Annotated in this window: 14 protein-coding genes; 9 read left to right on the forward strand and 5 right to left on the reverse strand. The window is 36.1% G+C overall.

Annotation, left to right across the window (positions count from 1 at the left end; translation table 11 throughout):
* The first annotated feature begins 93 nt into the window (after positions 1–93).
* The 9 genes from ACM46_RS08350 to ACM46_RS08390 all read left to right on the forward strand — a co-directional run bounded on the left by ACM46_RS08350 (position 94) and on the right by ACM46_RS08390 (position 8281).
* Positions 94–732 (forward strand): DUF47 domain-containing protein, encoded by a 639-nt coding sequence (locus ACM46_RS08350; protein ID WP_048506205.1) that lies wholly within the window; start codon positions 94–96, stop codon positions 730–732.
* Between the two features lie 19 nt (positions 733–751).
* Positions 752–1894: an inorganic phosphate transporter gene (locus ACM46_RS08355; protein ID WP_048506206.1), complete on the forward strand. Its 1143-nt coding sequence runs from the start codon at positions 752–754 to the stop codon at positions 1892–1894.
* A gap of 271 nt (positions 1895–2165) precedes the next feature.
* Positions 2166–2438 (forward strand): hypothetical protein, encoded by a 273-nt coding sequence (locus ACM46_RS08360; RefSeq protein ID WP_048506207.1) that lies wholly within the window; start codon positions 2166–2168, stop codon positions 2436–2438.
* 30 nt (positions 2439–2468) lie between these two features.
* A complete protein-coding gene (locus tag ACM46_RS08365) occupies positions 2469–3320 on the forward strand; it encodes a GLPGLI family protein (RefSeq protein WP_117614427.1) in 852 nt (283 codons plus the stop codon).
* A 103-nt stretch (positions 3321–3423) separates the two neighbouring features.
* Entirely contained in the window at positions 3424–4395 is a 972-nt protein-coding gene (locus ACM46_RS08370; RefSeq protein ID WP_048506208.1) for a polyprenyl synthetase family protein, read from the forward strand.
* 95 nt (positions 4396–4490) lie between these two features.
* Entirely contained in the window at positions 4491–5450 is a 960-nt protein-coding gene (locus ACM46_RS08375; protein WP_048506209.1) for a GSCFA domain-containing protein, read from the forward strand.
* Positions 5443–5970, forward strand: a complete 528-nt coding sequence (locus ACM46_RS08380; protein ID WP_048506210.1) for a DUF4269 domain-containing protein — start codon at positions 5443–5445, stop codon at positions 5968–5970. The genes ACM46_RS08375 and ACM46_RS08380 overlap by 8 nt, the downstream gene beginning before the upstream one ends.
* Before the next feature lie 5 nt (positions 5971–5975).
* Positions 5976–6737, forward strand: coding sequence for a TatD family hydrolase (locus ACM46_RS08385; RefSeq protein ID WP_048506211.1), 762 nt, complete (start codon positions 5976–5978; stop codon positions 6735–6737).
* A 5-nt stretch (positions 6738–6742) separates the two neighbouring features.
* Positions 6743–8281, forward strand: coding sequence for a hypothetical protein (locus tag ACM46_RS08390; RefSeq protein WP_048506212.1), 1539 nt, complete (start codon positions 6743–6745; stop codon positions 8279–8281).
* Between the two features lie 54 nt (positions 8282–8335).
* Here the strand turns inward: ACM46_RS08390 and ACM46_RS08395 are convergent, their stop codons facing one another.
* From ACM46_RS08395 to ACM46_RS08415, 5 genes are all read right to left on the reverse strand, one after another.
* Positions 8336–9637, reverse strand: a complete 1302-nt coding sequence (locus tag ACM46_RS08395; protein ID WP_048506213.1) for a DEAD/DEAH box helicase — start codon at positions 9635–9637, stop codon at positions 8336–8338.
* Between the two features lie 87 nt (positions 9638–9724).
* The gene (locus ACM46_RS08400; protein ID WP_048506214.1) at positions 9725–10213 is read right to left on the reverse strand and encodes a DUF6438 domain-containing protein; all 489 of its coding nucleotides are present in this window, start codon (positions 10211–10213) and stop codon (positions 9725–9727) included.
* A 64-nt stretch (positions 10214–10277) separates the two neighbouring features.
* Positions 10278–11069 (reverse strand): hypothetical protein, encoded by a 792-nt coding sequence (locus tag ACM46_RS08405; protein ID WP_048506215.1) that lies wholly within the window; start codon positions 11067–11069, stop codon positions 10278–10280.
* 3 nt (positions 11070–11072) lie between these two features.
* Positions 11073–12056 (reverse strand): GTPase ObgE, encoded by a 984-nt coding sequence (gene obgE / locus ACM46_RS08410; protein ID WP_048506216.1) that lies wholly within the window; start codon positions 12054–12056, stop codon positions 11073–11075.
* A gap of 64 nt (positions 12057–12120) precedes the next feature.
* Entirely contained in the window at positions 12121–12699 is a 579-nt protein-coding gene (locus ACM46_RS08415) for an adenylate kinase (protein WP_048506217.1), read from the reverse strand.
* Positions 12700–12805 lie beyond the last annotated feature (106 nt).

The raw sequence follows: 12805 nt of genomic DNA on the forward strand, positions 1-12805 counted from the left end.
GTGTTAATCGAATGTTAACAAAACTTAATGTTATATTGTTTCAGGGCAAATCCTTTTTTAAGAAATTTGCACTCGAATTATAAATACATACAAATGGGAATTGGTAATATTTTCCACGCTTTTCAACCAAAAGATAAAATTTTCTTTGTGCTTTTCGAAAAAGTAACGGAGAACTTAGTTGCAATGTCTGAAGACTTTAACAACGGGATCAGAGATTTCGATCTTAACGACGATACGATGTTAAAAAGAATGAGCGACTATGAGCACAAAAACGATGAACTTACACATGAGATTTTTGTTGAATTAGGAAAAAACTTCATTACACCGTTCGACCGTGAAGACATTCACACCCTGGCAACCGGTCTTGATGATATCGCTGATTACATCTATGCTTCCACAAAATACATTTTCTTATATAAATCGCCTGAAATGAAGGCTTATTCGGATTTTTCATTATTGATTAACAAAGCTTGTCTTGAGATCCAGAATGCCATGAAAAACCTTAAAGGATTCAAAAATATGGATCAGGTGAAAGAAGCATGTATCAAAGTAAATTCTATTGAGAACATTGCTGATGATCTGCTTTCCAATTCAATGGTAGATTTATTTGAAACGAATGATGCGATTAATATCATCAAAGTTTCATCTGTACTTAATTATCTTGAAATAGTAACTGATAAAGCAGAAGATGTTGCCAACACAATTGAGAACATCATGATTAAATACGCTTAAACAATTATAACTCACAGAAATGGAATTTCCGATTTTACTTACGGTTATTATTGCTTTAGCTTTAATTTTCGATTATATTAATGGTTTTCATGATGCAGCCAACTCCATTGCAACCATTGTTTCTACAAAGGTTCTAACCCCTTTTCAGGCTGTACTTTGGGCAGCACTCTGGAATTTTGCCGCTTTTTTCATTGCCGCTTACATTATTGGAGAATTTAAAATTGGTAATACCATTGCCAAAACCGTTAATGAGAATTTTATCAACCTTGAAGTTATATTTTCAGGTCTTATTGCAGCCATTGCGTGGAATCTTTTAACATGGTGGTTTGGAATTCCTTCCTCATCATCCCACACCCTGATCGGTGGGTTTCTGGGAGCGGCGCTGATGCACGCTTTCATGTTGGATTACCATGCTGTAGCAGCGGCACAGCCTACTTTAGGTTTCTTTGAGACTTGTAAACACGCACTTCATCAGGTCACGACACAAAGCGTTGTGAAATTTGATAAAGTAATTCCTATTTTCCTGTTCATTTTTATGGCACCGATAATAGGAATGATTATCTCTATCATCATTACATTAATTATTGTTCACCTTTATAAAAAATCAAACCCACACAAGGCAGATCAGTCTTTCAAAAGACTTCAGCTGGCTTCTTCAGCTTTATTCAGCTTAGGACACGGTTTGAATGATGCTCAGAAAGTAATGGGTATTATTGGAGCAGCATTGATCTACTACCATGTTGAAATGCTACACGATCCTGTATACCTTAATATCCCATCTGCGGGACGTTTTGATTACTTTGCTGAACATTATCTTTGGGTTCCTCTGGTTTCCTTCTTAGCAATTGGTTTAGGAACCATGAGTGGCGGTTGGAAGATCATCAAGACTATGGGAACTAAGATTACAAAGGTAACTTCACTGGAAGGAGTAAGTGCAGAAACTGCAGGAGCAATTACTTTGTTTATTACAGACCACTTCGGTATTCCGGTATCTACAACGCATACGATTACAGGTTCTATCATTGGGGTAGGATTAACGAAAAGAGTTTCTGCGGTAAGATGGGGAATCACGGTAAGCCTTCTTTGGGCTTGGGTATTGACCATCCCTATTTCAGCAATCGTAGCAGGAGTTACTTATCTTGTAGTGACATTCCTGACTTAATTAAAAATGCAAATTCATTATATAAACTTTGTCCAATCGGGCAAAGTTTTTTGTTTTTATACTGAATTTATCTTTGAATTTCTTTAAAAAAATAATTGAAATTTTAATACACGTTATTGTGATTAATTTGTTTTTATTTTGTCTAGTATGAATTACGTATTGTTTTGATTTGTATTGTTTTATGTTTTATTTGTTGTGTACATTCGGAGAAAGTTTTCGCGAAAATACTTTTTGATGAAAAAGAAAATATAATCACAAATTTTAAACTATTATGAAAAAGATATTATTAGCAGCAGCTATCACAGTTAATGCGCTGGTTAGTGCAAAAGGTACTGTTGAAACTAAAACGACAGACAAAATAATAGAATTGAAAACAGATAAAAATTTTGTAGAAGAAATAGAATCTTTAAATACTAAGATGCCAGTAAAAACTTGCTCACAATGGTATATAATAGACTCAGGTTGTGGTAAGGATTATTATTTATGCGGTGATAACTATTCCTCTCCCCAACAAATGCATCAGGCTATGGCAGAAATAAATTAAATTAAATGTGGTGGCTAAAGTTGGAAAAAAATGTTTGAAAGATTAAAAATGAAGATCTTTTATCTGCTTTTAATAGTGGGGTTTGGACTTGCGAAGTCTCAAAAAATTTCTTTGGTAGGGAATTCAATGAAGCCATTTCCTTACAGCGAGAAGATTGTTGGTGAAAGTAATAACAATATTTATTATGATGTACAATTAACAAAGGATACAAAAAGATCAAAAAAGCCGAAGGAAGCCGTTTGCGTTTTAAGATTAGGAGAAAACTTTTCTGTGTTTTCTGATTATAACGGGATAAAAAGTGATTCTTTGTCTGAAAAATACAGTCACAAAACTGAGATTAATGCAAAAGAGTTTAGTCTTTACAATAATTTTATAGAAAATTGGAATATCTACACATTGAAAGACCTTAAAGAAAACAAAATCATTATTCAGGACTATGCTGTTGAAATGTATCAATATGAAGAAAGCCAACCCAAATTTGATTGGAAATTAGAAAAAGAAACCAAAGAAATCTTAGGATACATTTGTCAAAAGGCAACAACAGAATACAGAGGTAGAAAATACATTGCCTGGTATGCTAAAGATATTCCCATTAACAACGGTCCTTACATTTTTCAGGGGCTTCCGGGTTTAATTATGGAAATAGAAGATACTAAAGATCATTATCATTTTAAAGCAATTGCTATGGATAAAAGAAATAGTAAAATTTATTTAAAAACAGAAAAGCATATATTGCATGTCTCTAGAGAAAAATTTCGGGAAGTTCAGAAAAATATCCATGAAAATCCAGGCTTTTACAGTGCCCCGATTTATGATGCGGATGGCAAGGCCATTGATATGGCAAGAAAATCAAAACCCTATAATCCTATTGAACTGGAATAAAATAATTTTTTGAATTTTATATTTAAAATCTTCATCTAACGATGGAGTTTTTTGTTTTATAAAGCCTTGAAAAATTGTATTTTTGTTCAAACTATTAGATTTTATGGAATTTTTAGACAGATACCAGCAGATTGTTGCTGAAGCCATCACTAAGTATACTTTTAAAGACAAGCCTGCGGAACTTTACGACCCGATGAATTACATCATTTCCCACGGCGGAAAGCGTCTTCGCCCTATTATGGTACTGATGGCCTGCGACCTGTTCGGTGGAGATCTCAATCAGGCTATAAAACCGGCACTGGCTATTGAATTCTTCCATAATTTCACCCTGATCCATGATGATATTATGGATGAAGCACCTCTAAGAAGAAATAAACCTACCATACACACCCTTCACGGGATCAATGTCGGAATTCTTTCCGGAGACGGACTGATGCTGAAAGCTTATAAGTTTTTTGAAGATCTTGAACCTGAAATTTTCAAGGCATGTATCAGAATTTTCACCCACACAGGGCTTCTTCTGTGCGAAGGTCAGCAGTATGATATCAATTTTGAAACTCAGGAGGATGTCACTTATGATGACTACATCAGAATGATTACATATAAAACGGGAGTTTTAAGTGCGTCTTCCTTTGAAATAGGAGCGCTTATTGCAAGAGCTAATTTTAAAGATGCCAAAGCGATTTTCAATTTCGGAAAACATATTGGGATTGCATTCCAGATTATGGATGATTATCTGGATGTATTCGGAGATCAGGCCCAGTTTGGGAAAAAACATGCAGGAGATATTTATGAAAACAAGAAAACGGTACTTTATCTTTTAGCTAGAGAGCATGCTACAGACGAAGAAAGAAAAGAACTGGATCACTGGTACAGCAAAAAGACCGATAATATTGATAAAGTATACGGGGTTGAAAAGATCTTCAGAAGAACAAAAGTAGACGAAAAAGCATTGCGCCTGATTCAGAAACACAACGAAATCGGACAAAGCTATCTGGCAAAAATTGATATCCCTGAAGACAAGAAAAAGCCTTTCATTGAACTGGCTAATTATCTGTTGAGAAGAGAGAGCTAATAAGATTGTAGAGGAGAGGTAGCAGGTTGCAGTTCTTATGGACCTACGAATATTTGCCACCCGTCACCTGTTATCTGCCACCTGTTACCTAAAAGATGAAATTCAGAACTGAAGTTGATATTCCGCTGTCGGAGAAAAAAATAGAAGTTGAAGATAAAATATTTTCAATAGGATCCTGTTTTGCTTCGGAAATGACGGATCTTTTGGGTGAGGGGCAGCTTCAGACGGTAAATAATCCTTTCGGAACTATTTTCAATCCTTTCTCCATCAGTAATGCGGTTAAAAGGCTTCACGATTCCGAATTTTATAAAGAGGATGAGCTGATTACCTTCAACGATGAATTTATCTCACTGGATCATCACAGCAGTTTTGACAGACGGTACGTTCACCAGTCTTTGGATAAAATCAATGCAGGGATAGAGGTTGGAAACAGGTTTCTGCAGGATACAAGCTGGGTGATTATCACTTACGGAACTTCATTTATCTATGAATTTATTCCGAAGAAAAAACTGGTAGCCAACTGTCATAAGATCCCGCAAAAGTTTTTTGATAAAAGACTGCTTTCCCATCAGGAACTTACAGATTCAATATACAATACGGTTTTAAACCTTAAAGATATCTGCCGGGATGATGTACAGATCCTCTTTACTGTTTCTCCGGTACGCCATACCAAAGACGGGATGATTGAAAATCAACTCAGTAAATCCAAGCTGATCACGGCTGTTCATGAAGCGGTTTCGCAGCTGGAAAACTGTCATTATCTGCCTGTTTATGAAATCCTGATGGATGATCTTCGTGACTATCGTTTTTACAGGGAAGACCTGATTCATCCTACTTCACAGGCCGTATATTATATTTTTGATAAGTTCGGGGAAGCTTATTTTTCCGATGAAACTAAACGTTTTATCAAAGAAAATTTTAAAATCAATAAAGCACTGGAACATAGAACGGAAGATGAAAAAGATCCTAAATATATTGAGTTTAGAGAGAAACTGAAGGAAAGAATTAAAGCACAGCGGGAAAAAGTAAGGCATAAAATATTTTTGAATGATTGATTTCACCAAACTTGATTATCTGAAATCCGGGAACGAAAGACAACAAAGAGCTTATAACGTTCTTACAAAATACCGTGTTCTTGAGAAATTAGAACCTTATTCTCCAATTCTGGCCGGAACCATTCCTATCGGGATTGATATTGAAAGCAGCGATCTGGATATCATTTGTGAGGTAGATCTTAGGTTTGAGGAAGATTTTCTGGATGATATCATGTTTAGCCGGTTAATTCCTTTTGAAGTAGATGTAAAAGTCGAAAATATGGTTGTTAACGGAGAAAAAAGCATTGCACTGAATTTTATGCTGGAAGAGTTTCCCATAGAAATTTTCGGACAGAATAAACCGCCAATTCAGCAGAACGCCTACCGCCATATGATGGCTGAATACAGAATATTAAATGAAAAAGGCGAAAATTTTAAACAAAAAATAGTAGAACTGAAGAAACAGGGAATAAAGACAGAGCCTGCTTTCGGGCTTTTAATGGAGCTGGAAAACCCTTATGAAGATCTGTTAAAATTTTAAAGAAAATGATTGATACACATACCCATTTATACGCAGAAGAATTTGATGAAGATAGAAAAGAAGCCATTCAAAGGGCTATAAACAAAGGAGTCACGAAGTTTTATCTTCCTGCTATTGATTCCGAATCTCATGAAAAAATGCTTCAGCTGGAATCCGATTATCCCGGACAGATTATTTCTATGATGGGACTGCACCCTTGCTATGTAAAACCGGAATCCTGGGAAAAAGAACTTGAAATCGTTAAGAATTATCTTGACCAAAGAGCATTTCCGGCAATAGGAGAGATAGGAATCGACCTTTACTGGGATAAAACAACGCTTGATATCCAGGTGAAAGCTTTTGAGCAGCAAATCGACTGGGCGATTGAAAAAGACCTTCCTATCGTGATCCATACAAGAGAAAGTTTTAATGAAACGTTTGAAGTGCTGGAAAGAAAAAAACATCCGAAACTTCGTGGTATTTTTCACTGTTTTTCGGGAGACCTCGATCAGGCGAAACATGCTATAGACCTTAATTTTCTGCTGGGAATAGGAGGTGTGGTAACGTTTAAAAACGGAAAAATTGATCAGTTCCTTCATGAAATTCCTTTGGATAAAATTGTTCTGGAAACAGATTCTCCATATCTGGCTCCCGTTCCGCACAGAGGCAAGAGAAATGAAAGCTCCTATCTCGATCTGGTAGCCGGGAAACTGGTGAATATTTACGGAAAAGACTTTTCAGAAATAGACAGAATAACCACCGAAAATGCGAAAAAAATTTATAATTAATCTTTATGAAACTTGTAAAAGAAAACATTCATTATCTGCTTTTGCTTTCCTCGGTTTTTTTCTTGTGGAATCCATCTAAATTTGGGGTAGATGATGGATATTTTTATCCGCAGATAGCTTATAATATAGTGAATCATGGGTTTATGGGCTTTAATGATTTATATCTTACGAATGGCTTTCATCCGTTATGGATGCTTTTTTGCGTCATTGCAGAAGGGATCAATTTTTTGGGTAAAGGGCTTTTAATATATATATTATGGTTTTTTCAGGTTATATTTATCGTATTAGGATATAGGCTCTTTGAGAAAACAATGTTTAAAGATTCGGGTATAGGAAAAGTGCTGAGCTTAGCCGCTTACTGTTTACTGTTTTTTAGTCTAGGAACATTATATTTAACTGAAGCACACCTTGTTTTCTTTACAATAGCTTTATTGCTTTATTTTCTTTGTAAAAAGTACACCAATGATTTTATTTTCGGTTTTATCTGCAGTCTTGTTTTTTTAGGAAGGTTAGATCATATTTTTATTATTATTCCATTGGGGTTTTTCTATTGGAAAGAACGTGCCTGGAGCTTTACAAGCATACTGAAAATACTTCTGGGCTTTCTATTCCTTACAGGACCTTATTTGCTGTCAAATCTATATTTGTTTGGAGATATTGTTCCTATCAGCGGAAAGATTAAGAGTTCGTTTCCTGTTATGAAATTTGATCCTCCTTTTGGTTTCATTCCAAATGTTTGTATAGTTTTAGGCTGTCTTTATTTGTTATTTTTAACATTTGCTAAAAACGTATCTTATCGATGGATTAAGATTTTATATGTGGTCGGAAGTTTCATGCATTTATTTTATAACCTGTTTTTTCAAGCACAGATTGGACAATGGTATTTCGTTTCACAGTACATCTTTTTCGGAATCTTTATTTATGATCTTGCTGAGAAAATCCAATTTAGAATAGTAAAAAAGGCAGTTCCATATATTGCTTTCTCTGTAGTACTAATACTCTTTGTTTGTTTAGTAGGAGGGTTAAAGCTTACCACGAACTTAAGCCTTGCTTATAATGTCTTTAATAGTGAATCAAAATTTGAAAAGAAGCCAAAAGAATTATTGCAGGGGCTTGCAGAAGACCTGGTTCATGTGATTCCGAAAGAATCCAGAATTTATGTTTATGATTTTCCGGGAAGATTTGCCTATTATTCTGATTTTAATTTCGTTCCGGCTGATGCTTTAGTTGCGAATCCAGTTTTTTTTAATGAAATAAACAGCTTTCGTTTTAAGGATTATCTTCAAAAGAATAAGATACACTATTTGCTTTTACCTACCCATATTAGCCCAAAAAGAAAGTCAGTTGATTTTATGGGAGTAGAAGTTAAAAGAAGTGAAAATAAGGAAAATGTATTTTACTTTAAAAATACAATGAGCAAAAAGATTGTAGATAGTATGGATGAAAACGATTTAATTAAAGTAAAGGCCTATTTAAATCCGGGTAAAAGCTGGCAGCCTTTTTATGATTCTGTAACTGTTTATAAATTAAAGATAAATAAGTAAGAATTGTATTCTGCTAAAAAAAGCTTTCAAGAAATGACCTTGAAAGCTTTTTTATTATTTTTTTCTGGTGAAGTTCTTATTCTTGGGCTTCTTAAACCCGGTAGGAGTGCTTCCAGAAGGCTTGTTGTTGTTATTCTGAGGTTTTGGAGATCTTGAAGGTCTTCTTTCACCACCACCGCCGGCTGCCATAGGTTTGTTGTTAGAATCTCTTTTCTGAGCGACCAGATTATCAGTATGGAACGGGTGATCTTTCACCACAGGAATTTTTTTCCCGATCAGTTTCTCCGTGTTTCTTAGATTTAAAAGATCAAGACCGTCTACAAAAGAGATCGATGATCCTTCAGCTCCGGCTCTTCCTGTTCTTCCAATTCGGTGAACATACGTCTCCGAAACATCGGAAAGTTCAAAATTGATTACATATTTAAGCTCATCAATATCAATACCTCTTGCAGCAATGTCTGTAGCCACCAGAACTCTTGTTTTTCCGGACTTAAAATTATTCAGGGCATTCTGTCTTGCATTCTGGGATTTGTTTCCGTGAATGGCTTCTGCAGAGATATGATCCTTCTGAAGTTTTCTTGCAATCTTGTCGGCACCGTGTTTCGTTCTGGAAAATACCAGTACAGAATCAGCGATATCATTTTTTAAAATATGGGAAAGAAGGTTCAGTTTATTATCTTTCTCTACAAAATAAACCGACTGTTTAATGGTTTCTGCAGTGGAAGAAACCGGAGTAACTTCTACTTTTACAGGATTATTCAGAATAGAATCTGCCAGTTTCTGAATCTCAGAAGGCATTGTTGCAGAAAAGAATAATGTCTGTCTTCTTTGTGGAAGAAGTTTAATGATTCTTTTTACATCATGTACAAAACCCATATCGAGCATTCTGTCCGCTTCATCAAGAACAAAGATTTCAAGGTTCTTTAAGCTGATAATTCCCTGTGCGATAAAATCCAGAAGTCTTCCGGGAGTGGCTACCAGGATATCTACGCCTCTTCTCAGGGCAGTTTCCTGATTTCCCTGTTTTACCCCTCCGAAGATAACGAGCTCTTTTAAAGGAAGGTATTTTCCGTATGCGTTGATGTTTTCCTCGATCTGGATGGCAAGTTCTCTTGTCGGCGTTAAGATCAGGGCCTTTATATGATTGTTTTTGGTCTTATTGTTTGATAAATTCTGCAGAATAGGGATTGCAAACGCCGCTGTTTTTCCTGTTCCTGTCTGTGCACATCCTAAAAAGTCTCTGCCTTTTAAGATTTCAGGGATAGATTTCTCCTGAATGGGCGTTGGGTTGGTGTATCCCTGCTCCTGAATTGCTTTTGCAATAGGGTCTATTAAGTTTAGGTCTGTAAAATTCAAATGAACTGTTTTTTTAATTTAGAATAAAATTCCCTCAATGTGAAGGAATTATATGGTACAAAGGTAGTTTAAATATTTTTAAGCAGATTATTTTACTTTTGTCCACTTTTGATTGTGCCTCAGGCCTTCAATGAAGAGATAGGTTTCCTTGAGCTTTTCACTTCCCTGTTTGCCGTAATCTTCTATATTTTTAGAAGTCCCGTCCGCAAAATTAATTCTGAGATAAGAGGTGGGAAGATCTGTAATATTTCTTGTTCCGTAATGGTCCTTCAGATTTTTAATGTCAAGGTCATTCAGCAGAGATGCCAGTTTGTTGTAGTCCGTTTCTTTGAGGACCGTTTTAAAAGTACCTTCCCGTGGTTTTGAAAATTCACCTTTTGAAAAATCCTTAGAGAAATTAAAATGCTCCGCTTCCAATACCGCAGTCCTGTCGGGATTAACGGTTAATTTGAAAATGGGGCAGGAACCAAAACAAGCTCCGGCTTCATATTCAATTTGAGTATACTTTGAATTGATTGTAGACGTTGTACACGAAAATAAAAAAATAAATGCGCCAAGACTGAGTATATATTTCATAACGGATGATTTCTCTGGATCATTCCAATAATTATTCCAAAGAAAGCCGGGTCACGTATTTATACTATTCCAGAGAAGAAACACAGCATCCTTTGGTGAAAGAAAGCCTCAGAAGTACAGGATAAATATCCAGTGATTCATAGTACTTTGTTCTTCTTTTTTCCTTGTTGTAATAAGAATAACTTTTTATTTCCCCTTTGTTGAACAGGATCTTATTTTTGAAAAATAAAGGTTCCATATCATATAGGATATTGTTGTTGAAGGCCTTTTCCGTATTCGCGATATCCAGTTCTATGACAGCTATATTCGTTTTTCTTTTACGATTAAGAATAAGGTTGTATTTATAATGGATAAGATCGTTTTCCGCCTTCTTTTCAACCAATTCCAGAACCTGATCGGTTTTAGGCTTTTTTCTTTTCTTGATGTCCGCAATTTCAGACTCCAAAGGAATATCTCCTTTAAAATAATCGAAATTGCCAGGTTTTATTTCCTTGCTTTCGTCTTTAATCAAAACCGGAAGAACAGGGTTGGTATCCTTCTTTAAGTTATAGATAAAGCCGTTTCTGCTGTTATTGAAAGCCAGTACAGACTGATCTGTCTCATTGGTGTAATACTCAATAATATCACTCACTTCATTGTTCGTACTTTGATTGACGATTTTATCGTTGGTAAACCTATACTTTATTTTTGTATCGAATTCAAACCTGAAAAATGCTTTATCATTAAAAGGCGCAGGTTCTTCTAATCTGGGTGTTTCCACAAAAGAATCACCACCCTGAGCAGAAGTTTCAGAGGGCAGAAGAAATGAAACAAAAATAACAGCGGGTGCTGTTATTTTTTTTATTGAGTGTATCATCTTTTATCCGTGAAGTTTTTTCCAGATGGCATCTTTAAGTTCTACAAGGCCTTCCCCCGTTACACCGGAGAAGAATAGAGGCCGTCTGTTTTCCGGGAATTCGGCGGCGATTTCTTTTTTCAGTTCTTCATCAAGGAGATCTGATTTTGAAATGGAAACAATAAAATCTTTATCCAGAAGTTCAGAGTTGTACTCCTTCAATTCATTTTCCAGAATTTTAAATTCCTGGAAGTGATCTTCAGAATCGGCCGGAATTAAGAATAAAAGGATAGAGTTTCTTTCAATATGTCTTAAAAACCGGTGTCCTAAACCTTTTCCTTCAGCTGCTCCTTCAATGATCCCCGGAATATCAGCCATTACAAAAGATTTGTAATTTCTGTAGTCCACAATACCAAGATTGGGAGTCAGAGTGGTAAATGCGTAATTGGCAATTTTAGGTTTTGCTGCAGAAACAGAAGAAAGAAGTGTAGATTTTCCGGCATTTGGGAACCCAACTAAACCTACATCGGCTAAGATTTTGAGTTCGAAAACCACAAAGCCTTCCTCACCATCCATTCCCGGCTGTGCGTATCTTGGAGTTTGGTTGGTAGAAGATTTAAAAAACTCATTTCCTTTTCCTCCCTTTCCTCCCTGCATTAAGGTGATTTCCTGTTTGTCTTCAAGAATTTCACCGATAATTTCTCCATCCTCATTTTTAGCGATAGTCCCGATGGGAACATCAATATAAATATCAGCACCATCAGCGCCGGTAAGCTGGTTTTTCGCTCCGTTTTCACCACGTTCCGCTTTTACGTGACGGGTGTATCGAAGTGGAAGTAAAGTCCATTCCTGAGCATTTCCCCTCATGATGATGTGTCCTCCACGACCTCCGTCGCCTCCATCCGGACCTCCTTTAGGGATATATTTTTCACGGCGGAGGTGGGCAGAACCTGCGCCTCCGTGACCGCTTTTACAATGGATCTTTACGTAATCTACAAAGTTAGACATATAGTTTGTGTTGCGGGTTGCGGAAACGGGATTCGAATTTTCCAATCCCGTACCCTTATCCCGATTATTTAATTTTTTCTACTTCAGCAAAAAGTTTTTGAGAAATCTCTTCAATTTCTCCTACGCCGTTTACTTCAACATATTTTCCCTGTTGCTTGTAAAGTTCAGCTACTTCTGCTGTTTTAGTATAGTATTCTTTAATTCTGTTTTCAATGATTTCCACATTGCTGTCGTCTGATCTTCCACTGGTTTCTCCTCTTTTCAGAAGTCTTTCCACCAATATTTTATCTTCTACCACCAATGACAGGCAGATATCAATTTTGTCGTTCAGTTCCTCTTTTACAATGGTTTCCAACGCTTCAGTCTGAGCTGTAGTTCTCGGATAGCCGTCGAAAATAAATCCGTTGGTATCTGTAGGTTTTTTAAGCTCATCAATCAGCATATCTGTTGTCACCTGATCCGGAACCAATTCTCCCTTATCGATGTAAGACTTAGCCAGTTTTCCAAGTTCGGTGTCGTTTTTCATGTTATATCTGAAAAGATCACCTGTTGAAACCTGTTTTAAATTGAATTTTTCGATCAGGTTTTGGGCTTGAGTTCCTTTTCCACTTCCTGGAGGGCCGAACAGAACAATGTTTATCATAATGTTAAAGGGCTTCTGGCGATTGGCAGCTAGCTTTTGGTTTTTATCTGCTTTTAGCCTTTAGCGTTTTTAAGTTATTATTAAATTAATTTCTTTATTTTACTTT

This window comes from Chryseobacterium angstadtii (genome assembly GCF_001045465.1).
In the GTDB taxonomy this organism is placed as follows: domain Bacteria; phylum Bacteroidota; class Bacteroidia; order Flavobacteriales; family Weeksellaceae; genus Chryseobacterium; species Chryseobacterium angstadtii.

Bases quoted from the DNA above. Each gene is read 5' to 3' on its own strand.
- ACM46_RS08350 (WP_048506205.1), top strand. From the start codon at position 94: ATGGGAATTGGTAATATTTTCCACGCTTTTCAACCAAAAGATAAAATT.
- ACM46_RS08355 (WP_048506206.1), top strand. From the start codon at position 752: ATGGAATTTCCGATTTTACTTACGGTTATTATTGCTTTAGCTTTAATT.
- ACM46_RS08360 (WP_048506207.1), top strand. From the start codon at position 2,166: ATGAAAAAGATATTATTAGCAGCAGCTATCACAGTTAATGCGCTGGTT.
- ACM46_RS08365 (WP_117614427.1), top strand. From the start codon at position 2,469: ATGTTTGAAAGATTAAAAATGAAGATCTTTTATCTGCTTTTAATAGTG.
- ACM46_RS08370 (WP_048506208.1), top strand. From the start codon at position 3,424: ATGGAATTTTTAGACAGATACCAGCAGATTGTTGCTGAAGCCATCACT.
- ACM46_RS08375 (WP_048506209.1), top strand. From the start codon at position 4,491: ATGAAATTCAGAACTGAAGTTGATATTCCGCTGTCGGAGAAAAAAATA.
- ACM46_RS08380 (WP_048506210.1), top strand. From the start codon at position 5,443: ATGATTGATTTCACCAAACTTGATTATCTGAAATCCGGGAACGAAAGA.
- ACM46_RS08385 (WP_048506211.1), top strand. From the start codon at position 5,976: ATGATTGATACACATACCCATTTATACGCAGAAGAATTTGATGAAGAT.
- ACM46_RS08390 (WP_048506212.1), top strand. From the start codon at position 6,743: ATGAAACTTGTAAAAGAAAACATTCATTATCTGCTTTTGCTTTCCTCG.
- ACM46_RS08400 (WP_048506214.1), bottom strand. From the start codon at position 10,213: ATGAAATATATACTCAGTCTTGGCGCATTTATTTTTTTATTTTCGTGT.
- ACM46_RS08405 (WP_048506215.1), bottom strand. From the start codon at position 11,069: ATGATACACTCAATAAAAAAAATAACAGCACCCGCTGTTATTTTTGTT.
- obgE (WP_048506216.1), bottom strand. From the start codon at position 12,056: ATGTCTAACTTTGTAGATTACGTAAAGATCCATTGTAAAAGCGGTCAC.
- ACM46_RS08415 (WP_048506217.1), bottom strand. From the start codon at position 12,699: ATGATAAACATTGTTCTGTTCGGCCCTCCAGGAAGTGGAAAAGGAACT.